Origin of the sequence: Mannheimia kashgarensis (assembly GCF_041807705.1) — a bacterium.
Classification (GTDB): domain Bacteria; phylum Pseudomonadota; class Gammaproteobacteria; order Enterobacterales; family Pasteurellaceae; genus Mannheimia.
On the sequence record NZ_JBGTYY010000022.1, the window covers coordinates 17,671 to 39,812 of the forward strand.

The window sequence follows — 22,142 nt, forward strand, 5'->3', positions numbered from 1 at the left end:
AATTGTTATTTTTTGACCGCTTGTAAATTGCAGATACAAAAAAATCACGCTGACGGGGTGAATTACCGTGCTTTATAAGGCTTTTGAGACCTTGAAAACATCATAATAAAAAAGCCCCTTGGCTGTCAAGGGGCGATATGGTTATTTCTTTCTTGAGAAATTTTCATCATTTTGACAATATTCTAAACAATCTCGAATTAAGCCACTGATTCTTAGAATATTTTCAGGCCTGTTAATTATAATGTTGTTACCATTGACTTCCAAACCAGCTCGTTGGATTTCTGCCTGGTGGATATCAAGTAGCTCTAATGGTACATTGATACACGGTTGCTGTTTATTATCGAAATATCTCAAAATCCAACGATTAGATTTACCTTGATATAAAACACTAAAATAACTTTCAGTGTCTTTTGCGACTAATTCCGTATTCTCGCCAAGAATTAATACAACATAATCAAACAGCAATCGTTCCGTATATGTAGTAACAATCTTGCTATTTGTTGCATCAATAATTGGAGCTTTTTCGTCAATTTCAGTATTCTCTGTTTCTTTTGGCTCAGGCCCTTGAACTTGGCTTGAAAGTCCAGATACAACCATTGCACTAACCGCTTTCTCTACGGCTTGTTTCACAATCGGTGTTATCGAATCAATAAAACGTTGATTTAATTGTCTACCTACATTAGAGCGACCAGCAACATATCTTACAAATTCTTGATCGACTTCTTTTAAGCTTTCACTAATTGTTTTTGTAAATGCGGATAAATAGACACTTTCTTCGGCTAATGTTCGCAAAGCTTCGGGTTGGAAACGGTCGTGGCAAAATTGGCTTAATTGATTTATTTTGGAATCATCTACATTTTCAAAGTTAATTCTTAAGAATGGAGCTTCATCCATTATGTTTTTATCTTTTAAATCAGTAAAAAAACGCCATTCTCTTCCGTTAGTGACGGCTGCAACTGTTACCTCTGGAGTTGCATTAAAATATCTGGATAACTGCGGAGAATGATTTGTTAAATTTTCATTATACGATTTTGCCTCAATGAACATAACAGGGACATCGTGACAAAATAGAGCATAATCAACTCGTTCACCATTTTTAGCTCCTGGAAAATCAGCACCATATTCAGCTCGTACTTTAGTTGGATCATATGGGTTAAATCCTAGAATATCTAATAATGGAAGAATTAAAGCCTGTTTAGTTGTTTCTTCAGTGGTGCAATGTGAACCTACTTTAATAACGTGTTGAATGTGAGATAACACTCTTTCTTTGAATATATTTTGGCTCATTTTCAAAATCTCCATAGGTAAAAGGAGCTTATACTCTATCGTATTTATTAGAATGAAACCGTGATGTAGATCACATTATTTAAACTACCAACGCCAATTTCAACCCAACTACCACACCCAGCACATACATTTCCGCCTGTGCCAATTCTCGTTTAAAGGTGGAGTGACTGATACCTAATACTTTTTCGATTTGTGTATCAGATACCCTTGCTGCATACCGACCAATCAGCACCTCATATTGTTGAGGCTCTTGCTCTTTAAGTTGCTTGATACAACGGTCAATTTCAAAAATGGATTCGTCAGTTAAACGTAATATGCGGTGGTTGCTTGCCGATACAGCGGGTTTCATACCTGCTGCCACACAGGGAAATTCCGTGCCGAGTCTGCCGTTGGCGGAATAACCCCAAAAACGTAAAATACCTTTAATATCAATTAACATCTAGCCTCTCCTTAATCCTTACAATTACCGCACCGCCTTTTTGATTGCCCTTGTCCTCAAATGTCAGTTTTTTGACATATTTTCGGGAGTCATCAACAATGACTTTGCTATATACCAACGAATCTAAAATACATTTGCCTAAGTTATCCAAATCCCTATCTCGGTTGTCTGGGAAGTAAACATCGCACTCAATTTCAACCTGTCCGCCAAATTTAGGTTTATTCTGTGCTGCGAGAAATGTTGCTCATTGGTAATCTTTACCTCGTTTACACACCACTCGTCTTGTTTTGCTCACCCACCGCCAATAGTCATTTACACTTGGCGGATAGGGCAGCACTAATTCAACCATCAATTTCTAACGCCCCCAAACCTATCGCTCGGTCTAAAAACTTAACCAACAACTCCAACTGTGAGCCGTAATCTTGTTCAAATTTACCCACATTGCGGTGTAATTCATCGTGATGAATACGGCAGAGCGGAATAACGAATAAATCGTGCTGTTTGCTCCCCATCGCTCCGCCATAGCCGATAATATGATGTGGGTCGTCTGCTTGTTGCCCACAACACATACAAGGTTGTGCTTTTACAAACTGCAACCACTTACGCCATTCAAACCGCTGTAATTTCGGTTTTGCCATAAATGCCGCCAACGGCTCCGGCTCGACTTTCAGTTTTAACGTTTCAGCCCATTGTTTTAGATTGGATCGAGCATTAGGCACATCATCAAAACCGATATTGCTTTCTCGGCTGAAACCGCTATTATTTAAAGCTGGATAACCTAAGAATAGCTGCAATGCATTATCCTCTAATTCATTTAGCAGACCTTTCATACTCGCAAATAACACCAAGTCAGAAAATTCAATCGAGGTGTATTGCGTTTTGCGTAAAGTTAATCGGATTTGTTGAGCTATAAATCTTTCCCAATTTTCGTCCGCCAACTCTTCTAGTTTTTCGGTTTGGATTTCTCCGTCCATTCTCATTTTGTCGTGATGCCAACAGAGATTTACTGCACTGTTTTTATTCTCTACCAGCACTTTTTCCGTATGGCAGTATTTGCCATCTCGGCATTGGCAGGTCTGAATAGATTTCACAAATCGCATATACGGAAATTCGTTGTTATATCTATCACGCGTATTTAATGCCGCTCTCACGTTTTCCGATTTCGCAAATGCTGCTAGCTCTTTACAAGCGGTCGAATTTTCGGAAACATTTGCAACCTTACCTGATTTAACCGTCGCTAAATCAGTCGGTGCCGGTTGCAATAATGTCCGCTCACCGAATGCGGCAGGAGAAACATCTTTAGGCATACGGTAAAACACAATGCCGACTTCAGTTTGGAAATAAGGTGTCAGTAATAAACTTTCCGCCATTACTGCCCCCATTTCTCGGTATCATCATAGGCTTGAACGAGCAACATAAATACACCAACACAAAGTAAAAAAATGAATATGCCAATTACCGCACCAAGACCAATAAATAATTCCCAGTAGTTCATTCTATTTTCCCCATTCCTTGATTTTATCTAGTGGCATTTGACGGGTGACAATTCCTTCCACAAACGGGTCGAACACCGCTACCATCGAGCCTTTGTTGTTGCCTTTCACTTCCTCGCCTGTGAGCGGATTAATAAAATTAATACGCCCACCGATAATGTCGATCACCTCACTAGCGTTTTCTTGGATAACCTGATACCAACGAGTAGATTTGTCTGCCGGCAACAGCATTACCACAATATGACCGGCTTTTTTCAGCTCCGCAGCACGCTGAACAAAAGGGAGTGGATTGCTATATGGCGGATTAACGAAGATACGGAGTAATTCGCCCCAATCTGCCACACGTTCCAAGATCACATCGAGCAAGTTTTCTGCCAAGAAATCCTCGGCAATCTGACCACTTAGCGTGTCTTCGTCCAAGCCTTCTGCCGCTTTGCCAATCCAGTAGCTATACAATGCGTTTTAGCCGTTAGAACAACCGTCAATGTGAAACCACGCATAGCGATGATTTAGCCAATTACGGAAATACTTTGGCGTTTGGTAAGTGTCTTTATCAAAATCTGTCATTGCATTGCTCCTGCTTGTTTCTTCTCGTCCAAAATTCGCTGAATGCGTGGATCTATTGGCACTTTCTTTTTCTCTTCGATTACTGGCTTAGGAGGTGGAATTTGTTCACCGCTCATAATCCGTTTTGCCATCTCTACTAACGCTTTTTCAGCTTGGTTACGTAATGTTTCATCTTTCCAACTATGTTTTCGATTTCGTTCATAAAGGTCAGTTAAGAGCCAATATTCAGCGTTTGAACGAAACTTAAAATTATCGATTTCAGTAAACCCAAAAGCGGAAAAATGATTTAAACGCTTGAGGAATTGATCCATATCAGGCAAACCTAATTCTGCGTAGTCAATGGATTTACACCATTCGAGGAATTGTCCAAAGCTCGGTAAATAGGGATTTTTATCGGTATCCGCAATTTTCAAGCCTCGTTCAACTTCTTTTGGCGTTAAGCGATTTTCAATCAACAAACGAACCCATTCACGGCGAGCATTATCATATTCGGCTTGACTCTTGATATTGGCTCGCCAGCCTAAGTGAGTTGCTTTCAAGCGGTTGAAAATCTTGGTTGTTTCCACCTCTGCTTGTTCCACAATCTCAACAGGTAATACTTGATTTTGAGTCGTTGTAGCTAAAATTCCCATTTTGTCCCTCCTCCTACATCAACAACAAGACCTTTTGAAAACCCCGTTGTGTCTTGAATATCACCATTGCCTGTTGCTGAGTGAATATTGTTTGGTCGTAATGATGATTGCCTTTCTAGATTTAGCCGATCCCACTTAGCTCGAAGAGATACAACACTTAGGATATTCCTGCCCCAAAAATGGTGTTCGGTCGCAAATTTAAACAACGAGCAAATTTCTTGATGAGTGTGTTTATCACGTTCCACCATCAGCCGAACTTCATTTGCCCAATTCGGCAAGTAAGAGGCTTTGGTCTGAGGAGCGAGTTGCTTAACTCGTTTAAAAATCCATTCTGCTACCGCCATATCATCGTCAGAAAAACGATATTTTGATTTTTTATCCACGCCGTCCGAATTTTGTTCGGACGTATTATGGTTAATTGACTGGTTAATAGAGTGACTGGTTATGGGTGCAGAATTTTCACTACCCCCTAGTGCAAAATTTTCACTAGGTAGTGAAATATTTTCACCCCCTAGTGCAGATTTTTCACTAGGGTCATCAAGGTGTAATTGATATAAATTCGAACTAGAACCATCTTTGTTTTTGCGTGATTTTTTGCTCACATATCCCATTTTGATTAATTCATCAATATGGCTAATGGCACTGCGTTTAGACATTTCACACTTATCTGCAATAAATTGATAACTAGGAAAGCAAACACCATCATCATTTGCGTTATCAGCGAGTTTTAACAGCACTAATTTACGGGCAGAATTTCCCACCGTACAATTCATCGCTTTAACCATTAATAACATACTCATACCGCCACCTTACTGTGATAATATTTACCGTTCCAATCGGCTTTCATTGGTAATTTACCTTGTAAATAAGCCTCAAAAATCTTAACCGCACCTTTCTCAAGTAAAATTGGCTTGTAGGTAGTCATCTCAATACGCTCTACAGGATCAACCTCAATTCGCTTAAATGATTCAGTCAGGTACTTATCCCGAAATTGGCTACACACTCGCCAACAATGCTTTTCTTTGTATAACCAGCCACGAGAACGTAAATAATCGTTAATTTTGTTGCTGTTCACGCCATTCAGCCCTTTCACAAATTGAGCGGGTGTTAAACCAGGTTCAAAATAGGACTTCAAGGCGTTGTTCTCTGCGGTGGTTTGCTGTTTTTCTAACAATAAGACTTGGTTTTGTTCCGCCAACTCTGCCGCTACTCGTAGTGCCTCAGGGTAATTTTTAGGGATAGAGGGCTGATGTTGCTTTTCTAGCTCCTCTAAGCGATCAATGATTTTGGCTCTTAGGTCAATGCGATAGCCGGAGACTAAAATCATTGCCTCTCGTTTGGGCAGGAAAAAGCAGGGTTGAATTCTGCCGTCTTTGGTTTTGTACTGCCCCGAAAATTCGGGAGAGTTCAAATTCAGCTCCGCCAACATCTTGCGAATATCCACCATTACGTGATCGTGGCGTTTTTCGCAAAGTTGAGCAATTTCAATGCTGCTTATCGTAATGCTTGATTTTTGTTCTGGAATGTTTAATAATTGGTTCATCGAAATTACCTTTCGTTGTTTAGTTTTAAAGAGCCACCGTTCCAGCGGTGGTTTTTTATTTGCTTCTATTTCTATAAAGTGAGTGTTTGACCTTTAACTTACCGGCAGTGATCTCTTGTAATCTGTACGCATTTTTCTCAGGAATAATCTCTCCCCATTGAGAAACAGCTGACACACTAATTCCTAAAGTTGCCGCCACTTTTTCTAGAGTTCCGAAATGTTCGAGTACATCATCTTTTTTCATATTTTCTTAATTCCTTTCTTGAATTTTATTTAAGACTTCTTAAATATATAATTAAAGGAAACTTAAGTCAATAAATGTTAAGATAACTTAACAGCAACTTTATTTTTACCTTTAAGGGGATACTATGAATACTCAGACCTTGGGCGATAGAATTAAAAGCCGTAGAAAAGAATTAAAATTGACACAGAAAGATCTTGCTACTGCGTTAAAAGGGGTCTCACACGTTGCAGTATCTCAATGGGAAAGTAGTACGACTAAGCCAAATTCAGAGAATATTTTAGATTTATCTACAGTATTGCAATGCGATATTAGTTGGCTCTTGCGTGGTAATGGGGAATCTAATGTTCTACCTGCTAGCCTCGGTATGACTAAAGTCCCATTAATTAGCTATATTCAAGCCGGACAATGGACGGGAATTGACGATTTTCGTGAAACCTGTGGGGATTATGAATATATCCTGACTGATCTTGATGTGTCTGAAAATGCTTTTGCCCTAGAAATCAAAGGGGACTCGATGGAGCCTGATTTTATTGAAGGAGACCGAGTAATTATTGATCCTGATGTACAACCGCACGCCGGTGAGTTTGTGGCAGCAATTAATGGCGATTATGAGGCTACTTTCAAAAAATACCGCCCGTTAGAAGACTTAGACGAATACGGAAGGCAGCATTTTGAGCTTATCGCTCTTAATCCTGATTACCATAAACTATCAACGCTAAAGCAAGAAATCCGAATTATTGGGACAATGGTAGAGCATCGTATTTATCGAAGAAAGAGATAAGCTAGATTTATAAAAGACTATCTATTCATTCGTTTTTGATAGTATAATTCAGCAAAATTTGGAGACTTCACAATGAAAAAAACGTTTGCTTCACTCGGATTGCTTGCTGCTTTAGGTTCTGGAGAGCTACACGCAAGCGAAGCACTTTTTAATGTTTCACAAGAAATCCATCAAGAGGCTGGAGCAATTTTTGCTCAAAAGAAAGAGAGTGCCAAAGCTCGTTTTGAGAAACTTGTCGATTTATCACATCAAATTCAAGAGCTGAATGACTGGGTAAGTAAAAAGAAAGGCATTACCAAAGCCGAACTCGATGTTCTGTATATTGTCAATGGAGTGTTAGATTTCACATTTCATCAATTCAAAAATAAATATGAAAAGATTATCTATGCTCTCTATACTCAAGAGTTTCGTCTATTCTCAGCTGTTCGTAATACATTTAAATCAAACCTAAAACAGTTAAATGATAGTCTTAACGGTATCAGAATTGTGGAGGTACAAGGCTTATCTCTTTCTCCAGATGAGGTGGCAACAATTAGCCAAAATGCTAAAGCCCTTGAGGAGAAAATTCTGAATGCCAGCTAAGTTCTGTTTATCTAATGATATGCTTAGTTTCCCTAAGGCTGATGTGATTGCAGTAGGTCTAGCTTTATTTCACGATACAGGAGCTTATCCTAGCTTTCTAGGGCATTATGGACGTTTCGAACGAAATCCTCAAGCTGAATTAAGCAATCTACATAAAATTCATATAGCAATTTATCAAACTGATTTTGATTTGAAAACGTGGCAAAGAAGAAATGGGTTAAATAGGACCTGTGATAATTTTGTGATTTATACACAGCACTTTTTTGAAGAGGAATGTTTTCAAATTTTAGGAATTGTAACGCCTGATGCCCACGCAACAATTGATAAATTGCTCCCTCATTTTATTGAACAAGCTGAAAAATTTCATTCAATGAATAGCTCTCAACTTGTGAACTTAGCTTGGTTTGACTGTTCCAACTTACAGATTAAAAATCAAATTACGCTCACAAAATAATTAACCGCCTTGTGGCGGTTTTTTTATCTATCCATATTAGTTTTAGATATATCTTACCGGCTAAAAATGCTTCCACTCTAAACCTTGTGTATCAAAGGTAAATTGCCCTTTGCCATAATTATAAAAGCTCGCTTCTACAATTAATTTTTTCGACTTTTTCAGCTTATCTACAAAAGTTTTCATTGCTTTTGCATTTTCGATGAAAAGCGTATCATTGCTGCCGCCATCTGCTCCAACCATTCGATAACTTTCCAATTTACCATCATCAAACTTCACCGTAATTTTACAACTATCAATCATACAGCCATTAAACTGCCCATGAATACTGAAAATGACATCGTTGCCATACTTAGGGTCTTTGCGTAGCATTAAATTCAGTCCAGATGAATCATACGGAAAACCAAAATCTATTGTATTAGTCGATCTTATTCTCGCAAGATAAGTTGTAGCATTACGCAGTTCATCTTTCTCTTGCTCATATTCCCACTTAGATTTTTCAGCGGTAACTTCCTCTTTACCGGCATCTTTTTTTACAAAGATACTATCGTAACATTCCAAGCGTTTTGTACTATCCTCAATCTTAGAACAACTTTCCCCTGTTTCGTTAGCTAAAGCAAAAGCGGGTAAACAACATAAAGTCATCAGTAGTTTTTTCATATAACCTCCATAGAAATCCTTTCTTATTTTCTCAAAAGCGTGATTTCTGGTCTGTGATCAAGCTAGCAATCTCAATAATTATATTTCAATAGTTTAAAAAATAATCAACCAAGAAATCATAACCAATTGAAATTTAAGAAATCTTAAAAATATTTATTAAATAAACTTAAATTTTAATTGACTTAATGTTTAAGTTTTCTTAAACTTTGTTCATCAAAACGAGCTACGGCTCAACGCTCTTTAACAATTCGGTGCTTGTGCGGATGATATTAACAACCTCAAGCAACTGTCAATTTAAAGTTGATAGTTCGGCAAGGTTGGTTAGACCCTGACATACAAATTTGAACGACTTGCCAAAAAGAGGTGGCAAGGTTTAGGCAACACACTCGCAAGGTGTGGAGAGCTGAAAAGGCAACACTGGTATCAGTCCTAAGCAATCACGCTTATCTAAAGTTTGAGTAAGTACGGATACAAGCAGCACCCGACAGAAATGGCAAAAGCTGGACGGGCGACGGCGTGGGCAGACACGCAGTTATTCCAAAGCGTATTTAAGAAAGTATGTTCTGGAATATTTAGCTAGAGGTAAATTATGAAGGTAAAACAATGCTTATTAATTTTATTTATTATCAACGTCAACCCTATTGGTTTGTTGATCCATAGCTGGGCCTTTAATAATTTTATTAATTATCAATGCAAAGACATCCAAGCAAAGGATAAACATTTGCCAAAAAGCTGTAGCAGCGACCAAATAAAAAATATAGAGCAATGTATAAGTAGGTAGTCCTGGTAGGGCATTAGCCAGTAAATGATCTTGTATATCTATTGGTATATATAGCCAACAGATAATAAAGGACAGAAACCAAGTTGTAATACGCATAACTATGTTATCAAAGTGTTCTTTTATTATAGAAAAGATAGAGGGTATCAATACTTCCCACATTGTAAAGTTCCTGATTTTTAGTGATGAGAGGTCTTTAATTATATTCCTGCGAGTGGTGAGAGACAAGCAGGGCTTGCTGTCCGTGGCAAGTATAAAATCACGGACACTGTTTACTACAATCTAGACGCAAGTCGCTCCATTTGCCCACCGTAAAACGTGGGCTTTTTTTAACCCTAAAGGACAATCCTATGAACAGAATGAAACAACTTGCCCCACTAGCCTTGCTAATTTTGCTATTAGGCATTGTCGGGCGAAAGGACTATGACGACCACGTACAACTTGAGCGTTACAAATGCGAACGCAATCAAGGCGTTTGGGTAGTTAAACATAACGGCGATCAATACTGCGGAGGCAAATATGACACAAAATATTGAAACCGGTGTAGAGATTGTGGCGGTCGGTAAACAATTTGTCGCCAAGTTTTACTATGACGGCAAATTACAACATTCAACCCACCCACAATACAGCCGCCAAAACGCAATTATGTTGATTAACCGCAAAATTGAGCGGTTCAACGTTGGCAGAGATAAACCAATTAAACTTTATAAGGAATAACAATGGCAGGAATTAACAAAGTGATTATTGTCGGTCGTCTAGGTAACGACCCTGAACTACGAACAATGCCAAATGGCGATTCAGTCGCCAAAATCAGTGTGGCAACTTCGACTGAATGGACGGATAAAAACTCAGGCGAGAAAAAACAGCAGACTGAATGGCATAGCATTATTGCCTTTCGGAATTTAGCCGACATTATCGGCAAATACCTCAAAAAAGGCTCTCAAGTCTATGTTGAGGGCAAACTACGCACTCGCAAATGGCAAGCCCAAGACGGCGCAGACCGCTGGATAACCGAAATCATCGCAGACCAGTTACAAATGCTAGGTAGCCCGAACGGTGGTAACAGCAACAATAATTGGGCGACCGAACCGCCAGGCAATCCACCGCCAAGCAATCCCTATAACCAAGTAATGACGGATTCAGAATCACGAGATTTTGATGATGATATTCCGTTCTAACAATTTTATTCAACCCCTAATATAGGAGAACCCAAAATGGCAAAAACAAACGTACCTGAATTTTTAGATGAATTAGATTGCGGTATTTTCAAAGACAAGCTGGCTACAGCTCTTTCAGACGTGGCGTTAGGCGTACTAACTCACGATAAGAAAGGCAAAGTTACGGTTGAATTTAGCTTAGACAAAATGGATAGCGACAGCCCATCTGTTCAAATTCAGCACAAATTGAGCTATGTCAAACCGACCAAGCGTGGTAAATCAGCGGAAGAGGATACGACCGCCACACCAATGTATGTTCATAAAGGTGGGGCATTATCTGCTACACCTGAAAAAACAGAAACGGCAGTAAAAGAAAGCCCTAGCGGTTTAAAGGCTCTATCTAAAGCAGCTGCTTAATTTTCGATAGCCACGTTAATGCGTGGCTTTATTTTTTTACTCAAACAAAAAGGAACTTAAAAATGGATCAATCGACTATTCAACAAATCTCCGCTCTTGCTGTAGCTGCGACTAAAGAGGTTCAAACTGATTTTGGCACAGTAATGTTACCTGAAGGCATTACATTACAATCACTAGAACCTTTCCAAGCTCACCGTAACCAATTCCGTGCAGCGTTTTCAACGCAACGTTTCGGTAGCCTGATTGAATATGCTACCGCCAATGCCCAAGAAAACGCACAATGCTTTATTGACCAAGAGAAAATGAGTGCGGAAATTGTATTTGATATGGGCAACCGAGAACAAGCCGGTCACGCAAAACACCGTGCGAAGTTGGTAATGAAGAAAACCGCTGCTTACAAGTCCTTATGTGAAATTAACGGTACACGCTGTTCACAGCGTGAGTTTTCAGATTTCATTGAAGATTGGGGCATTTACTTAAATGCTTACCACGACGATGACGAAATCAGCATTAAAAATGCCGTACAAGCCGTGCGTAAGATGACTATTGACTACGCTCGCAACGAAGAACACGAACTTAGCGATTTTGCTGCTAAAAAATCAGCAATGGAATCAGTGGAAGCTAAATCTACACTGCAACTGCCAACTCACCTTGTATTTACTTGCAATCCATACAACGGCTTAGACACTCGCTCATTTACTCTGCGTGTACAGGTGCTAACCGGTAGTGGCGAGCCGGTATTAACCGCCCGCTTAGTTCAAGCTGAGCAAATTGAAGAGTCGATTGCTACCGAGTTTGCGGAAAAACTAGCCGATGCACTTAGCGAAACATCAATCAAGGTCAATATCGGTACGATTGCGATCTAGCTTGTAAGTTATCTTATAAGTTTACTTGTAAGTTTTTAATGAAAATCGACCGCTTGTTTGAATACAAGCGGTTATTTCTCGAGGAAAATTCACGATGAAAACAACTCAACACATTTTAGATGAACGTGAACAACAACACGGCAACTACGACAGTTTCGCCAAGATTTATGGAGGTTTACGCAAAGTCAGCGACTCACACGCAGAAAAGCTCACTTGGCCACAGCAAATCGCCGTTGAGATGATGTTATTCAAAATTGCCCGAATTTTAAATAACGGAGCAAATCATCAAGACAACTATCAAGACATTGCCGGTTATGCAATGTTAGGTGGTGGACTTTATAACCCTAATGGATCTGCAGAAGTTAAAGCATTACCAAAACCATTAACCGATAGTATTTACCCCGAATCACACCTTAATAAAAGCTCTGTTTGGCGGCTGGATTTGGAGTTTGAGAGCAAAGAGGAGGCTGTTGAGGTTTTGGAAGCTTTAACTGGTAAAAGTACCGGTGTTAGTGAGGTAAATAATGAGTGAGTCATTTAGTTTAGAAAAAGTACTGTGGGAAGAACCACGCCCAAGAGTGCAATTAGATTTACCTTGCCCTGTTATAAAACTTGAAGTTGGTAAACGATACTATACTATCAATGTTTATGACGTTGATTGTTATGATGGAGATATGGACTTTACGAGCATTGAAGAATGGGTTTATGAAGATGCTGATGATTGCCAAACAAAAAGTAGAGCCGAGCAAGGGTTGATGTTCGCAAGCCGAACTGATGCTCAAGAATGGCTAAATGCAATGCGAAATAGTCGTAGGTAGCTATGTTTAGAAATGAACTCCAAGTAATGGACGGTAAACGTTATATCGTACTTGAATGCCAATTTCGCCGTGAATGGAAAGTTGCAAGTGAAACTAGAGGTACAGTAACGCAAAGTGAAGCCCTTGAAATTTGCCAATACTGGGTTAAATATAAAGGGGTAAAACCTGAGCAACTGAAAATTGTTGAAGTGCCAGATATTCTGAAAGAATAAGGACAAATGAGTTAAAAACGGCGGCATTATAAGTGCGGTAACACTTAAAATGCCAGCTACGCAAAGCTGTTTAAATGGTGCTGCGAAAATTTATTTTTTCGATGCAGATCGCAAAAATAGATATTGAGGTTTGACAACCGCCAAACTTCGGATTAAGATAACCGCACTTTCAACAGAAAGTCAGCAAGCCACAATTTAGTGGCTTTTTTTATATCTAAAATTTGGAGAGTAAGATGAAACGCAACTGGGATTTAATCCGCAAAATACTACTCAAACTGGAAGAAAAAGCAGACAGCACCAGTTGGCTAGAGTCTACTGATATTAAAGGCTATGATGCAAAAACGGTTGCCTATCATTACAAATTACTAAATAATGCTGGGCTGATTGAGGCAATAGATGTTTCTTCTTTGGAAGAGGAAGATTTTTCTGCAACTAACCTGACTTGGCAAGGACACGAATTTTTAGACAAAATCCGCAATGACAGCGTATGGAATAAAGTAAAATCCACTGTCCAAAGTAAAAGCCTTGATTTGAGCTTTGATGTAATCAAAACGGTTGCAACAAAAATTATTGCGGCAATGATTTGACAACCGCCACTAAATTCATTTAGACTAAATCCACTTTCAAGCCGTCCATAAACGGCTTTTTTTGTACCTAAAATTCAAACAGGAGAACAAAATGACAACGCTTACCTATCAAGATTTATGTAAACAATATTCCCAATACACAAATAAACTTTCTCAACGCAGAGCACTACTGCGGGAACAAATTCGCCAACTTCAAATTGCACTTGCCACCGATCTCGGTTTGCTCGAAAAGCTTTACCGCAAACAATTCAATCAAGAGCCAACAGAACCATATGTCAGATTACTTGATGAGAATAATGAACCTATCGAATTTTTCCAACTTAAAGCTCAATTTAATGTGCAGGGTGAACCAAATATAACCTTCAAACTAGCCCTGGCTCTGGAAGAAAACGAAAACAGCTATCCTAAAACACTTACAAGTCTTGTCATTACTGCTTACTACATCAGCGATACATTGATTAATTTTGTTTTCCAAGATGTAACAGAAAATTTTGCATTTCCAACAAATTTGGAAGATGAACAGCCATTTGAACCGCTTATCCAAGCCTACAAAGAATTAGTGTTAAAAACATATGAATTAAAAAATTAATTGACATTCTAACCGCTCTTTCGATAAGATGACCGAACTACTAACTAATAGCGGTTATCCGCACCCGACAGCAAGCGGTTTTTTTGTACCTAAAATTTACAAAAATCCTAAATCTGCATATATGCAGATTTCAAAGATCGGGTCGAGAGAACCTAATACAACACCTTCACGGAAATAAGTTCCGCCGACTATTAGCGGTAGTTGAAGCCCGATCACCCTACTAAGGTTTTCGGATTATTTACTAAATCTAATAGGTACACAAAATGTCAAATCTACAAATCTTCTCAAATTCAATCCGCACTTTTGAAAATCTATATTCTTTAACGGATCTACATAAAGCTAGTGGCGGAGAGGCAAAACACAAACCCGTTTTATTCTTATCTAATCAGCAAACCAAAGATCTTATTGCAGAAATAGAACAGGAAAGCAAAGTAGGAATTTCTACTTTGGCTGTAAAAACGGTTCGAGGCGGTAAAAATCCAAGCACATACGCCTGTAAAGAAATCGTGATTGCCTATGCAGCGTGGATCAGCCCACAGTTTCATTTAGTGGTATTGCGAGCGTTCCTTAACCAGTTGGAAAATTTACAAAAGAACACCGAAATTCGACCGCTTGCACCACCAAAACCAGTCGAGAAAATCTTCAACCACAACATCATCAACCACGAAGCAGTCGATTTAGCGTGGTTATGGTTCGAGGCTAATCATATGGCTGGTTTCATTAAAGAGATTACGCCAGCATTAGAAGCTCTAGGCAGTTCATACGCTCCAAAAGCTCATTCCATCGCTTACGAATACGGCAGACACTTACACGACATCGGTAAATTGGTTTATCGCTTAACCGCTGAAGCAGACTTCGGGCATAACCCCAGACCAATGCGTGAACTCGAAAGCCATTTTGCTAAACCGACAAAATCAGTGCGTATAGCTAAATTCTAATTGGTAAAACATTCACAAAACCCGACCGCTTGCGAAACATCAAGCGGCGGATTTCCATACCCAAATTTTGAGGATTAGGCGATGAAATACGCAAAAATCATTCTATTTTTAACCGCCTTTGCAGTTGCTGCCGACTATTTAGAGTTACGCAATGACTGCGATGGCAAAATTTGTACAGCTCAACGCTAAAAGTAAATTTTTCAACAAAATCGACCGCTTGTAACCCAAGCGGTTTTTTATTATCTGGAGGAAATAATGAATGGAACATCTCACAATTAAACAAGCAGCAGAGGAATTGAAGTTCCACCATAGCACTGTACGAAAACATTTATTGGAATGGAAATTTTTTCAAATGCCCGGCTCTCGCGTTTGGAGAGTGAGACGATCAGATCTTGAAACAGTAAAGAAAATAATGAATAATCCCGACCGATTAGCTCTGTCGGTCGAAGAGGTAACACTATGTCGATCTACAAAAGAGGAAAAATATACTGGGTTGCTTTCACTACCCCGAGTGGCAAAAGAATTAGACGTTCTGCTGGCACAGAAGTAAAGAAAAATGCTCAGTTATTTTTACAGAAAATCAAGGCAGAAATGTGGAGTATAAACCAGTTAGATACCGAGCCTGATTATTTATTTGAACAAGCATTGCTTGATTATTTAAAACAATCAGAGGGACTTTCTGATCAAGCCACTAAAAAACGGCACGCTATTTATTGGCGTAATGTTTTTGGTGGCAGAGGGTTAAATACGATCACAACTCAAGAGATTGTAAATAATCTGCCAACTAAAAATCAAAATACCGGAGAACCGCTTTCTAATAGCACGCAGAATAAATACATTAAGTCCTTGCAACGTATTTTTTCGATTGCTCATAAAGCGGGGTATATTGCTAAAGTTCCTTATTTACCAAAGAAAAAAGAGCCACCAATTCGCATTCGTTGGATCACGAAAGAACAGGCTAAAACTCTGATTTCAAATATTGGAACAGAATGGATGAGAAATATCTGCTCATTTGCTTTAATGACAGGGGCAAGACGAACAGAAATTCTCACACTGACTTGGGATAAAATTGACTTTGACAGAAAAATAGCAATCGTATCGAATGATATTGCGAAGTCTGAAAAAGCACGGTCACTATTATTAAATGATGCTGCGATTGAGCTATTAAAACAACAGCGTGGGCGACACGCCAAATATGTTTTTGTCAGCTCAACAGGCAGACCACTTGATGATATTAACAGAAAAACATTTGATGCCGCAACTAAGCGGTGTTTATTGATTGATTTCCACTTTCACGATCTCCGCCACACTTGGGCGAGTTGGCACGTTCAAGCCGGTACACCACTTTTCACATTAAAAGAATTAGGCGGTTGGGAAACATTGGAAATGGTCAAGAAATACGCTCACTTAAATGCAGATCATTTGCTAAATCACGCTAATAGTGTGAATTTTCTTTGACACAATTTTGTCACATTGCAGAAAAACGCTCTCTAAAGTGAGTTTCAAAAGGTGTGTAACCTATTGAATTTCAAGGGATTTAATGGCACGCCCTAAAGGATTCGAACCTTTGACCCACGCCTTAGAAGGGCGTTGCTCTATCCAGCTGAGCTAAGGGCGCAAATGAATAAATTAGAAATGGTCGGCGAGATAGGATTTGAACCTACGACCCACTGGTCCCAAACCAGTTGCGCTACCAAGCTGCGCTACTCGCCGACAAATGATAGAGTGATTATAAGATTCTTTATTTAACAGTCAATCTTTTTTTGTTAAAGTTTGCTCGAATGCTTGAACTTTATCCGTTATTTAAAATTAGCTTATCAAAAAGTGAAAATTTTGAGAGAATAGCAAACGTTTTCGCTCATTAATGTTTCGGGAGATAAAAATGGCAGCACAGATTATTTCGGGCAGTGAAATTGCCTCAAAAATTAAAAAAGGAATTAGTGAGAAAATTGCACATTATGTTGAGCAAGGTAAACGTAAACCTGGTCTTGCAGTTATTTTAGTTGGGGCAGATCCAGCCTCGCAAGTTTATGTTGGAAGTAAGCGTAAAAGTTGTGGGGAAATTGGCATTGAATCTAGATCTTACGATTTACCAGCAGAAACGACAGAAGCAGAATTACTTTCACTTATCAAAGAGCTTAATCAAGATGAGAGCATTGATGGCATTTTGGTGCAGTTACCTCTACCAAAACAGATTGATTCAACGAAAGTCATTGAGGCAATTACTCCGCATAAAGATGTAGATGGCTTCCATCCTTATAATGTAGGTCGTTTAGCTCAGCGTATTCCGACTTTACGTTCTTGTACTCCATACGGCGTAATGAAATTACTTGAAGCTACAGGTGTGTATTTGCACGGTCAGCACGCTGTGATTGTTGGTGCTTCTAATATTGTAGGTCGCCCAATGGCACTAGAATTGTTGCTTGCTGGTTGTACAGTTACTGTTACGCATCGCTTTACTAAAGATTTAGAAAGCCACGTTCGCCAAGCAGATATTCTCGTTGTTGCGGTAGGCAAGCCTGAATTCATTCCAGGCGATTGGATTAAAGAAGAGGCGATAGTGATTGATGTGGGCATTAATCGTATGGCAGACGGCAAATTAAAAGGCGATGTGGAATATAGCATTGCCTCACAAAAAGCGAACTTTATTACCCCAGTACCAGGTGGTGTTGGTCCAATGACGGTGGCGATGTTAATGCAAAATACTCTACAGGCTTACGAAAACCATTTACAAGCGGTCTAAAAACGAGAATTTTTTACAAATCCTCAATCGAAAACAAGATTGAGGATTTTTCTTTGTGAATTTCTAGGCTTTTGAGCCAGAAAAGACTAAAATAGCCCACCTTTTTATAGTGAATTATAGCGAACAGATTTTTATATGAAATTTATTATTAAATTTTTCCCTGAAATTATGATTAAAAGCGACTCAGTGCGTAGACGATTTATCAAAATTTTAACCTCAAATATCCGCAATGTCTTGTTAAAAGAAACCAAAAATATATCTGTTGTTCGTCATTGTGATTTTATTAAAGTGCGCGCAAAAGTTGAGGAAGAGGGAGCATTAGTGCTGGATTTGCTCAAGCGTACCCCTGGTATTCATCATATTTTGGAGGTTGAAGAAACGCAATTTACTGATATGCACGATATTTTTGAGCAAACCTATGCGGCGGTAAAAGATGAACTTGAAGATAAATCTTTTAGTGTGCGGGTTCGCCGTAAAGGCAAGCACGATTTCAGTTCACTGGATGTTGAACGTTATGTGGGTGGAGGGCTAAACCAACGGATTGAAAGTGCTAGAGTGAAATTAAAAAATCCTGATGTGACGGTTAGAATTGATATTGAACAAGACAAAATGTTGCTGATTAAAGCACGTTATGAGGGATTGGGTGGGTATCCTATTGGCACGCAAGAAGATGTTCTGTCTCTTATATCGGGCGGTTTTGATTCTGGTGTGTCAAGCTATATGCTGATTCGTCGTGGCTCTCGTGTACATTATTGCTTTTTCAATTTAGGTGGAGCAGCTCACGAACTTGGTGTTAAGCAGATGGCATATCATATCTGGAGCCGTTATAGCACTTCGCACAAAGTCCGTTTTGTGGCAATCAATTTTGAAAATGTAGTTGGCGAGATTTTAGAAAAAGTCGATAACGGACAAATGGGGGTGGTATTAAAACGTATGATGGTGCGTGCAGCAAGCAAAATTGCCGAGCGTTTTGGCATTCAAGCAATCGTAACAGGTGAGGCGTTAGGACAAGTTTCAAGCCAAACCTTAACCAATTTGCGTTTGATTGATAAGGCTTCTGACACTCTCGTTTTACGCCCGCTGATTACTCACGATAAAGAAAAGATTATTTCGATAGCAAAAGAGATTGGCACGGATGATATTGCTAAATCTATGCCAGAATTTTGCGGCGTGATTTCTAAAAATCCAACCGTAAAAGCGATTGAGAGTAAAATTGTGGAAGAAGAGGGGCACTTTAATTTTGATGTGCTAGATCAAGCGGTTAAAAATGCTGACTATTTGGATATTCGTGAAATTGCACAGCAAACAGAAAAAGAAGTTGTTTCTGTAGAGACAACCAGTGCGTTATCTGCAAATGACGTGATTTTAGATATTCGTAGCCCTGAAGAAGTGGACGAAAAACCATTTCATTTAGAGGGGATTGAAGTGAAAGTGTTGCCATTTTATAAACTGTCCAGCCAATTTGGCACGCTTGATCAAGCAAAAACATATTTGTTGTATTGCCAGCGTGGTGTAATGAGCAAGTTGCAAGCATTGTATTTGAAAGAGAGTGGTTATAACAATGTGAAAGTTTTTAAAGCGAACTAGAAATTTGCAAACTTCCAAGCAAATTTAACCGCTTGGAAAAGAAGGGCTAAATGAATTTCTCATTTAGCCCTAAATTTTATTTAAAATGGAGAAGAATTAATGTTCATTTTTCTCTTTTAATTTAATTAATTGTCCTTCTAATTTTTTCTTCACATCAAAAATAGCATTGTACAAATCTTCGTGTTCAGATTTTGCGACTAAGTCACCTAAAGGCGTGCCTATTGTTGCTTCTACTTGAAATGTATTTGGCTGTTTAATCAACATAAAATGTGGGTTTATCAGCTGGGTGTGATATTTTTCTAACTTAGCTAAACGCTCCTCAATATGAGTACGGATTGCAGGGGTAATGTCCATTTGTTTGCTTGAAATATTTATTGACATAACATTTTCCTCTTGTTTAGTTAAGGCTTTTGCCATTGATATCCTGTCATCAAAATATGCGGTTCACCCCAAAAATTCAAGTGAAAAATGAAATAAGTTTTCAAAAATTTGATCTACTTAACATTTTTAATGATTTTTGACTATAATATCGCTAATAAATAGACAATTGAGATTTGATGATGAGCGAGAAAAAACAGTTACCTCCATTCCAAAAACAATTTTTACACCCTAAATATTGGGGATTATGGATTGGTTTAGGCATTTTTAAGCTAATTTTATGTTTACCTTATCCCGTTTTGGTAAAAATTGGTTTAGGACTGGGGAAATTATTTGCGAGTTTAGGATTTGGCAAACGCCGTATGCGAATTGCTCGCCGTAATTTAGAACTCTGTTTCCCCCACTATTCTGCCGAGCAAATTCAAGAGTTAGTTCAAGAAAATATGAAATCAGTTGGTATGGCGATTATTGAAACTGGAATGGCGTGGTTTTGGTCTGATAAGCGAGTGTTAAAATGGTCGAAGATTGAAGGGTTAGAACACTTAGTCCAAAGAGAGATGCATTCAGGTGTTTTACTCGTTGGAGTACATTTCTTAACTTTAGAGCTTGGAGCAAGAATTGTTGGATTGCACAGTCAAGGTATCGGAGTATATCGTCCAAATGATAATCCGTTATTAGATTGGCTCCAGTTCAGAGGGCGTATTCGCTCAAATAAAGCAATGCTCGATCGTAAAGATGTTAGAGGTATGATTCGAGCATTAAAAAATGGCGAAATGATTTGGTATGCACCAGATCACGATTATGGGAGACGAAACAGTGTTTTTGTGCCTTTTTTTGCTGTAGAGGAAACTTGCACAACGGCAGGTAGCTATATGTTAATTCGTTCTGCACCTAATGCACTGGTAATTCCTTTTAGCCCAATTCGTAATGCAGATTATTCGGGCTATACAGTGAAGATAAGTCCTCCTGTCGATTTTAGACAATGCCAAAACGAAGTTGATACAGCAATCTTGATGAATAAAGTTGTGGAGAAAGAAATTATGAATGCACCTACACAATATATGTGGCTTCATCGTCGCTTTAAAACACGACCAAATGAAGATGATAAGAGCCTTTACGATTAATTTTTAAATAATTGCAAAAAGTGCTTGCATATTTAAACTGAATTTTGCAATCTAGCAGAGCATATTAAACATAATAAAAATACAGGAGATGATTATGGCAACCCCTTTATTGCACGGTAGTATAGTGGCATTAGTAACACCAATGAAACACGGTGAAGTTGATTTCCAAGATTTAAAAAAACTCGTTGAATATCATATTCAATCTGGTTCTCATGGTATTGTATCTGTAGGTACAACGGGAGAATCCGCAACATTAAGTATTGATGAAAATGTAAAAGTAATTAAGAAGACGGTTGAATTTGCTGATGGCCGTATTCCTGTTATTGCAGGAACAGGTTCAAATGCTACCAGTGAAGCGATCACAATGACCAAGTTATTAGCAAACAGCGGTGTTGCTGGTTGTTTAAGCGTTGTGCCTTATTATAATAAGCCAACCCAAGAGGGAATGTATTTACACTATAAAGCAATTGCAGAAAGTACTGATCTTCCGCAAATTCTCTATAATGTGCCAGGTCGTACAGGGAGTGATTTAAAACCTGAAACAATTGGTCGCTTAGCGAAAATTGAAAATATCGTGGCAGTAAAAGAAGCCACGGGCGATTTAAGCCGTTTACCGTTAATTAAGCAATTAGCGGGTGATGATTTCATCTTCTTAAGTGGCGATGATGCAACAGGGTTTGAATCAATGAAACAAGGTGGACAAGGTGTTATTTCGGTAACAAATAATGTTGCAGCGGCAGATATGGCAAAAATGTGTGAATTAGCTTTATCAGGCAAATTTGATGAAGCAGAAGAAATCAACAACCGCTTAATGGCTTTGCACCACGATTTATTCGTAGAATCTAACCCGATTCCTGTGAAATGGGCTGCATATAAATTAGGATTAATTAGCGAGCCAAACTTACGTCTGCCTTTAACAACCTTAGCAGAAACAGCCCAACCTACAGTATTAAAAGCATTACAACAAGCGGGCTTAATTTAATTATTTTTTGCAAATATGGCAAAAACCAGTTAATTAATTAACTGGTTTTTTTATATTGAATAAATCGCATATTCTAAAACATCAAAATACTAAATTCTTTGATTTGGATAAACTTTTATTCTGCTTGGATAATTATTATCCATATAAAAAACTATTTTTTTCTTAGGGGCTGTCCTAGATAACTAACCTAAACCCCCTTTAACCAATTGTTTTAAAAGGAATATTTGAGATTTTAAGTCACTGTGATTAAAACGCCATTCGCATTCTTTCAAATATAGCTCAAAATG

General features: G+C 38.6%; 30 protein-coding genes, 2 tRNA genes and 3 pseudogenes. 19 read left to right on the forward strand and 16 right to left on the reverse strand.

All coding sequences use genetic code 11. From position 1 onward, the window contains the following. Positions 1-141 precede the first annotated feature (141 nt). The 10 genes and pseudogenes from ACERCF_RS09075 to ACERCF_RS09120 form a co-directional block, all read right to left on the reverse strand. Complete coding sequence (locus ACERCF_RS09075; protein WP_115262492.1) at positions 142-1,287, reverse strand: type I restriction endonuclease; 1,146 nt, start codon at positions 1,285-1,287, stop codon at positions 142-144. A gap of 79 nt (positions 1,288-1,366) precedes the next feature. Then, positions 1,367-1,726 (reverse strand): antiterminator Q family protein, encoded by a 360-nt coding sequence (locus tag ACERCF_RS09080; protein WP_015484169.1) that lies wholly within the window; start codon positions 1,724-1,726, stop codon positions 1,367-1,369. Then, positions 1,716-1,940 (reverse strand): annotated as a pseudogene (locus tag ACERCF_RS09085) (RusA family crossover junction endodeoxyribonuclease); the annotation flags it as partial. The gene ACERCF_RS09080 and the pseudogene ACERCF_RS09085, both read right to left, overlap by 11 nt. Positions 1,941-2,067: 127 nt before the next feature. Next, positions 2,068-3,096: a DUF968 domain-containing protein gene (locus ACERCF_RS09090; protein ID WP_373625380.1), complete on the reverse strand. Its 1,029-nt coding sequence runs from the start codon at positions 3,094-3,096 to the stop codon at positions 2,068-2,070. Next, complete coding sequence (locus ACERCF_RS09095) at positions 3,096-3,221, reverse strand: hypothetical protein (protein ID WP_373625381.1); 126 nt, start codon at positions 3,219-3,221, stop codon at positions 3,096-3,098. The genes ACERCF_RS09090 and ACERCF_RS09095 overlap by 1 nt, the downstream gene beginning before the upstream one ends. A gap of 1 nt (position 3,222) precedes the next feature. Further along, positions 3,223-3,786: pseudogene (locus ACERCF_RS09100) on the reverse strand (DNA N-6-adenine-methyltransferase). Further along, positions 3,783-4,418: a replication protein P gene (locus ACERCF_RS09105; RefSeq protein WP_006249422.1), complete on the reverse strand. Its 636-nt coding sequence runs from the start codon at positions 4,416-4,418 to the stop codon at positions 3,783-3,785. The pseudogene ACERCF_RS09100 and the gene ACERCF_RS09105 overlap by 4 nt, the downstream one beginning before the upstream one ends. After that, the gene (locus ACERCF_RS09110) at positions 4,406-5,218 is read right to left on the reverse strand and encodes a helix-turn-helix domain-containing protein (protein ID WP_373625382.1); all 813 of its coding nucleotides are present in this window, start codon (positions 5,216-5,218) and stop codon (positions 4,406-4,408) included. The genes ACERCF_RS09105 and ACERCF_RS09110 overlap by 13 nt, the downstream gene beginning before the upstream one ends. Then, entirely contained in the window at positions 5,215-5,961 is a 747-nt protein-coding gene (locus ACERCF_RS09115) for a Rha family transcriptional regulator (protein WP_373625383.1), read from the reverse strand. Before ACERCF_RS09115 ends, ACERCF_RS09110 begins: the two co-directional genes overlap by 4 nt. A 55-nt stretch (positions 5,962-6,016) precedes the next feature. Next, on the reverse strand, positions 6,017-6,205 hold the full coding sequence (locus ACERCF_RS09120; protein WP_006247792.1) for a Cro/CI family transcriptional regulator: 189 nt from the start codon (positions 6,203-6,205) through the stop codon (positions 6,017-6,019). A 124-nt stretch (positions 6,206-6,329) separates the two neighbouring features. Here ACERCF_RS09120 and ACERCF_RS09125 point away from each other — a divergent pair, with 124 nt between their 5' ends. The 3 genes from ACERCF_RS09125 to ACERCF_RS09135 all read left to right on the forward strand — a co-directional run bounded on the left by ACERCF_RS09125 (position 6,330) and on the right by ACERCF_RS09135 (position 8,022). Continuing rightward, a complete protein-coding gene (locus tag ACERCF_RS09125) occupies positions 6,330-6,986 on the forward strand; it encodes a LexA family protein (protein WP_373625384.1) in 657 nt (218 codons plus the stop codon). A gap of 72 nt (positions 6,987-7,058) precedes the next feature. Next, positions 7,059-7,568 carry a hypothetical protein gene (locus ACERCF_RS09130; RefSeq protein WP_373625385.1) on the forward strand — a complete coding sequence of 170 codons (510 nt, stop codon included), beginning with the start codon at positions 7,059-7,061 and terminating at the stop codon, positions 7,566-7,568. Then, positions 7,558-8,022: a type II toxin-antitoxin system YafO family toxin gene (locus ACERCF_RS09135; protein WP_373625386.1), complete on the forward strand. Its 465-nt coding sequence runs from the start codon at positions 7,558-7,560 to the stop codon at positions 8,020-8,022. Before ACERCF_RS09130 ends, ACERCF_RS09135 begins: the two co-directional genes overlap by 11 nt. 60 nt (positions 8,023-8,082) lie before the next feature. Here ACERCF_RS09135 and ACERCF_RS09140 read toward each other — a convergent pair whose 3' ends face one another. Both ACERCF_RS09140 and ACERCF_RS09145 read right to left on the reverse strand, forming a co-directional pair. Beyond that, positions 8,083-8,679 carry a hypothetical protein gene (locus ACERCF_RS09140; RefSeq protein ID WP_373625387.1) on the reverse strand — a complete coding sequence of 199 codons (597 nt, stop codon included), beginning with the start codon at positions 8,677-8,679 and terminating at the stop codon, positions 8,083-8,085. 616 nt (positions 8,680-9,295) lie between these two features. After that, positions 9,296-9,619: a hypothetical protein gene (locus ACERCF_RS09145; protein ID WP_334247845.1), complete on the reverse strand. Its 324-nt coding sequence runs from the start codon at positions 9,617-9,619 to the stop codon at positions 9,296-9,298. A gap of 188 nt (positions 9,620-9,807) precedes the next feature. On the opposite strand from ACERCF_RS09145, the gene ACERCF_RS09150 reads away from it, so the two are divergent. The 12 genes from ACERCF_RS09150 (at position 9,808) to ACERCF_RS09210 (ending at position 16,499) form a co-directional block, all read left to right on the forward strand. Then, the gene (locus tag ACERCF_RS09150) at positions 9,808-9,993 is read left to right on the forward strand and encodes a hypothetical protein (protein WP_373625388.1); all 186 of its coding nucleotides are present in this window, start codon (positions 9,808-9,810) and stop codon (positions 9,991-9,993) included. Further along, positions 9,977-10,174 carry a hypothetical protein gene (locus ACERCF_RS09155; protein ID WP_373625389.1) on the forward strand — a complete coding sequence of 66 codons (198 nt, stop codon included), beginning with the start codon at positions 9,977-9,979 and terminating at the stop codon, positions 10,172-10,174. The genes ACERCF_RS09150 and ACERCF_RS09155 overlap by 17 nt, the downstream gene beginning before the upstream one ends. A gap of 2 nt (positions 10,175-10,176) precedes the next feature. Beyond that, complete coding sequence (ssb, locus tag ACERCF_RS09160; protein WP_373625390.1) at positions 10,177-10,635, forward strand: single-stranded DNA-binding protein; 459 nt, start codon at positions 10,177-10,179, stop codon at positions 10,633-10,635. Between the two features lie 36 nt (positions 10,636-10,671). Continuing rightward, the gene (locus ACERCF_RS09165; protein ID WP_006250991.1) at positions 10,672-11,031 is read left to right on the forward strand and encodes a hypothetical protein; all 360 of its coding nucleotides are present in this window, start codon (positions 10,672-10,674) and stop codon (positions 11,029-11,031) included. A gap of 62 nt (positions 11,032-11,093) precedes the next feature. Then, positions 11,094-11,897 (forward strand): DUF2303 family protein, encoded by an 804-nt coding sequence (locus ACERCF_RS09170; protein WP_373625391.1) that lies wholly within the window; start codon positions 11,094-11,096, stop codon positions 11,895-11,897. A 94-nt stretch (positions 11,898-11,991) separates the two neighbouring features. After that, positions 11,992-12,429 (forward strand): DUF6378 domain-containing protein, encoded by a 438-nt coding sequence (locus ACERCF_RS09175; RefSeq protein WP_373625392.1) that lies wholly within the window; start codon positions 11,992-11,994, stop codon positions 12,427-12,429. Then, positions 12,422-12,715, forward strand: a complete 294-nt coding sequence (locus ACERCF_RS09180; RefSeq protein WP_373625393.1) for a hypothetical protein — start codon at positions 12,422-12,424, stop codon at positions 12,713-12,715. The genes ACERCF_RS09175 and ACERCF_RS09180 overlap by 8 nt, the downstream gene beginning before the upstream one ends. A 2-nt stretch (positions 12,716-12,717) precedes the next feature. Further along, positions 12,718-12,927 (forward strand): hypothetical protein, encoded by a 210-nt coding sequence (locus ACERCF_RS09185; RefSeq protein WP_373625394.1) that lies wholly within the window; start codon positions 12,718-12,720, stop codon positions 12,925-12,927. Positions 12,928-13,160: 233 nt separating this feature from the next. Then, complete coding sequence (locus ACERCF_RS09190; protein WP_373625395.1) at positions 13,161-13,514, forward strand: DUF2513 domain-containing protein; 354 nt, start codon at positions 13,161-13,163, stop codon at positions 13,512-13,514. Between the two features lie 91 nt (positions 13,515-13,605). Continuing rightward, positions 13,606-14,103 carry a hypothetical protein gene (locus ACERCF_RS09195; RefSeq protein ID WP_373625396.1) on the forward strand — a complete coding sequence of 166 codons (498 nt, stop codon included), beginning with the start codon at positions 13,606-13,608 and terminating at the stop codon, positions 14,101-14,103. Between the two features lie 263 nt (positions 14,104-14,366). Continuing rightward, on the forward strand, positions 14,367-15,041 hold the full coding sequence (locus ACERCF_RS09200) for a P22AR C-terminal domain-containing protein (RefSeq protein WP_373625397.1): 675 nt from the start codon (positions 14,367-14,369) through the stop codon (positions 15,039-15,041). 459 nt (positions 15,042-15,500) lie between these two features. Next, a complete protein-coding gene (locus tag ACERCF_RS09210; protein WP_373625399.1) occupies positions 15,501-16,499 on the forward strand; it encodes a tyrosine-type recombinase/integrase in 999 nt (332 codons plus the stop codon). Between the two features lie 83 nt (positions 16,500-16,582). Here ACERCF_RS09210 and ACERCF_RS09215 read toward each other — a convergent pair. Together ACERCF_RS09215 and ACERCF_RS09220 are read right to left on the reverse strand one after the other, a co-directional pair. Then, a tRNA-Arg gene (locus tag ACERCF_RS09215) sits at positions 16,583-16,659 on the reverse strand. An 18-nt stretch (positions 16,660-16,677) separates the two neighbouring features. Continuing rightward, positions 16,678-16,754, reverse strand: a tRNA-Pro gene (locus ACERCF_RS09220). 169 nt (positions 16,755-16,923) lie between these two features. Between ACERCF_RS09220 and folD the strand changes: the two genes are divergently transcribed. Further along, the gene (folD, locus tag ACERCF_RS09225; RefSeq protein ID WP_373610879.1) at positions 16,924-17,784 is read left to right on the forward strand and encodes a bifunctional methylenetetrahydrofolate dehydrogenase/methenyltetrahydrofolate cyclohydrolase FolD; all 861 of its coding nucleotides are present in this window, start codon (positions 16,924-16,926) and stop codon (positions 17,782-17,784) included. A gap of 135 nt (positions 17,785-17,919) precedes the next feature. Beyond that, positions 17,920-19,371 carry a tRNA uracil 4-sulfurtransferase ThiI gene (thiI, locus tag ACERCF_RS09230; protein ID WP_373625400.1) on the forward strand — a complete coding sequence of 484 codons (1,452 nt, stop codon included), beginning with the start codon at positions 17,920-17,922 and terminating at the stop codon, positions 19,369-19,371. Between the two features lie 96 nt (positions 19,372-19,467). Here the strand turns inward: thiI and hpf are convergent, their stop codons facing one another. Next, positions 19,468-19,752: a ribosome hibernation-promoting factor, HPF/YfiA family gene (gene hpf / locus ACERCF_RS09235; protein ID WP_373610877.1), complete on the reverse strand. Its 285-nt coding sequence runs from the start codon at positions 19,750-19,752 to the stop codon at positions 19,468-19,470. Between the two features lie 179 nt (positions 19,753-19,931). Here hpf and ACERCF_RS09240 point away from each other — a divergent pair, with 179 nt between their 5' ends. Beyond that, positions 19,932-20,873 (forward strand): Kdo(2)-lipid IV(A) acyltransferase, encoded by a 942-nt coding sequence (locus tag ACERCF_RS09240; protein WP_373610886.1) that lies wholly within the window; start codon positions 19,932-19,934, stop codon positions 20,871-20,873. Between the two features lie 94 nt (positions 20,874-20,967). Further along, the gene (gene dapA, locus ACERCF_RS09245) at positions 20,968-21,855 is read left to right on the forward strand and encodes a 4-hydroxy-tetrahydrodipicolinate synthase (protein ID WP_373625401.1); all 888 of its coding nucleotides are present in this window, start codon (positions 20,968-20,970) and stop codon (positions 21,853-21,855) included. Between the two features lie 182 nt (positions 21,856-22,037). On the opposite strand, the pseudogene ACERCF_RS09250 reads toward dapA, so the two are convergent. After that, positions 22,038-22,142, reverse strand: a pseudogene (locus ACERCF_RS09250) (IS1595 family transposase); the annotation flags it as partial.

Excerpts from the sequence above, each read along its gene's own strand:
- ACERCF_RS09075 (WP_115262492.1), bottom strand. The coding sequence starts at position 1,287 with ATGAGCCAAAATATATTCAAAGAAAGAGTGTTATCTCACATTCAACAC.
- ACERCF_RS09080 (WP_015484169.1), bottom strand. The coding sequence starts at position 1,726 with ATGTTAATTGATATTAAAGGTATTTTACGTTTTTGGGGTTATTCCGCC.
- ACERCF_RS09090 (WP_373625380.1), bottom strand. The coding sequence starts at position 3,096 with ATGGCGGAAAGTTTATTACTGACACCTTATTTCCAAACTGAAGTCGGC.
- ACERCF_RS09095 (WP_373625381.1), bottom strand. The coding sequence starts at position 3,221 with ATGAACTACTGGGAATTATTTATTGGTCTTGGTGCGGTAATTGGCATA.
- ACERCF_RS09105 (WP_006249422.1), bottom strand. The coding sequence starts at position 4,418 with ATGGGAATTTTAGCTACAACGACTCAAAATCAAGTATTACCTGTTGAG.
- ACERCF_RS09110 (WP_373625382.1), bottom strand. The coding sequence starts at position 5,218 with ATGAGTATGTTATTAATGGTTAAAGCGATGAATTGTACGGTGGGAAAT.
- ACERCF_RS09115 (WP_373625383.1), bottom strand. The coding sequence starts at position 5,961 with ATGAACCAATTATTAAACATTCCAGAACAAAAATCAAGCATTACGATA.
- ACERCF_RS09120 (WP_006247792.1), bottom strand. The coding sequence starts at position 6,205 with ATGAAAAAAGATGATGTACTCGAACATTTCGGAACTCTAGAAAAAGTG.
- ACERCF_RS09125 (WP_373625384.1), top strand. The coding sequence starts at position 6,330 with ATGAATACTCAGACCTTGGGCGATAGAATTAAAAGCCGTAGAAAAGAA.
- ACERCF_RS09130 (WP_373625385.1), top strand. The coding sequence starts at position 7,059 with ATGAAAAAAACGTTTGCTTCACTCGGATTGCTTGCTGCTTTAGGTTCT.
- ACERCF_RS09135 (WP_373625386.1), top strand. The coding sequence starts at position 7,558 with ATGCCAGCTAAGTTCTGTTTATCTAATGATATGCTTAGTTTCCCTAAG.
- ACERCF_RS09140 (WP_373625387.1), bottom strand. The coding sequence starts at position 8,679 with ATGAAAAAACTACTGATGACTTTATGTTGTTTACCCGCTTTTGCTTTA.
- ACERCF_RS09145 (WP_334247845.1), bottom strand. The coding sequence starts at position 9,619 with ATGTGGGAAGTATTGATACCCTCTATCTTTTCTATAATAAAAGAACAC.
- ACERCF_RS09150 (WP_373625388.1), top strand. The coding sequence starts at position 9,808 with ATGAACAGAATGAAACAACTTGCCCCACTAGCCTTGCTAATTTTGCTA.
- ACERCF_RS09155 (WP_373625389.1), top strand. The coding sequence starts at position 9,977 with ATGACACAAAATATTGAAACCGGTGTAGAGATTGTGGCGGTCGGTAAA.
- ssb (WP_373625390.1), top strand. The coding sequence starts at position 10,177 with ATGGCAGGAATTAACAAAGTGATTATTGTCGGTCGTCTAGGTAACGAC.
- ACERCF_RS09165 (WP_006250991.1), top strand. The coding sequence starts at position 10,672 with ATGGCAAAAACAAACGTACCTGAATTTTTAGATGAATTAGATTGCGGT.
- ACERCF_RS09170 (WP_373625391.1), top strand. The coding sequence starts at position 11,094 with ATGGATCAATCGACTATTCAACAAATCTCCGCTCTTGCTGTAGCTGCG.
- ACERCF_RS09175 (WP_373625392.1), top strand. The coding sequence starts at position 11,992 with ATGAAAACAACTCAACACATTTTAGATGAACGTGAACAACAACACGGC.
- ACERCF_RS09180 (WP_373625393.1), top strand. The coding sequence starts at position 12,422 with ATGAGTGAGTCATTTAGTTTAGAAAAAGTACTGTGGGAAGAACCACGC.
- ACERCF_RS09185 (WP_373625394.1), top strand. The coding sequence starts at position 12,718 with ATGTTTAGAAATGAACTCCAAGTAATGGACGGTAAACGTTATATCGTA.
- ACERCF_RS09190 (WP_373625395.1), top strand. The coding sequence starts at position 13,161 with ATGAAACGCAACTGGGATTTAATCCGCAAAATACTACTCAAACTGGAA.
- ACERCF_RS09195 (WP_373625396.1), top strand. The coding sequence starts at position 13,606 with ATGACAACGCTTACCTATCAAGATTTATGTAAACAATATTCCCAATAC.
- ACERCF_RS09200 (WP_373625397.1), top strand. The coding sequence starts at position 14,367 with ATGTCAAATCTACAAATCTTCTCAAATTCAATCCGCACTTTTGAAAAT.
- ACERCF_RS09210 (WP_373625399.1), top strand. The coding sequence starts at position 15,501 with ATGTCGATCTACAAAAGAGGAAAAATATACTGGGTTGCTTTCACTACC.
- folD (WP_373610879.1), top strand. The coding sequence starts at position 16,924 with ATGGCAGCACAGATTATTTCGGGCAGTGAAATTGCCTCAAAAATTAAA.
- thiI (WP_373625400.1), top strand. The coding sequence starts at position 17,920 with ATGAAATTTATTATTAAATTTTTCCCTGAAATTATGATTAAAAGCGAC.
- hpf (WP_373610877.1), bottom strand. The coding sequence starts at position 19,752 with ATGTCAATAAATATTTCAAGCAAACAAATGGACATTACCCCTGCAATC.
- ACERCF_RS09240 (WP_373610886.1), top strand. The coding sequence starts at position 19,932 with ATGAGCGAGAAAAAACAGTTACCTCCATTCCAAAAACAATTTTTACAC.
- dapA (WP_373625401.1), top strand. The coding sequence starts at position 20,968 with ATGGCAACCCCTTTATTGCACGGTAGTATAGTGGCATTAGTAACACCA.